Annotated in this window: 1 protein-coding gene; it reads left to right on the top strand. The window is 59.9% G+C overall.

The annotated features are described in order from the left end of the window. Positions 1 to 387 (top strand): filamentous hemagglutinin N-terminal domain-containing protein (locus tag QZQ97_RS24505; protein ID WP_311995515.1); only part of this gene is annotated, 387 nt, incomplete at both ends.

The raw sequence follows: 387 nt of genomic DNA, 5'->3' as shown, positions 1-387 counted from the left end.
TTGGGCCTGGTGGCGCTGGAGCCGGCTTACGCCCTGCCGACCGGGCAGAATATTGTGTCCGGCAAAGGCGACATTGCTACTAACGGCCAGCAGATGACCATCAATCAGCAAAGCGACAAGCTGATCACGCAGTGGGACGGTTTCAGCGTCGGTGCCAATGAAGGCGTGAAGTTCAACCAGCCGGGCAGCAACTCGGTGGCGCTGAACCGCGTGATGGGTGTCAACGGCAGCGATATCCAGGGGAAAATCGACGCCAACGGCAAGGTGTTCCTGGTGAACCCGAACGGCGTGGTGTTCGGCAAGAACGCCCAGGTGAACGTGGGTGGGCTGGTGGCCTCGACGCGTGACATCAGCAATGCCGATTTCCTGGCGGGTAAAAACCGTTTC

Source organism: Serratia sp. root2 (assembly GCF_031931805.1).
Classification (GTDB): Bacteria; Pseudomonadota; Gammaproteobacteria; order Enterobacterales; family Enterobacteriaceae; genus Serratia; species Serratia inhibens.
This window is presented reverse-complemented; position numbering and strand designations above follow the sequence as displayed.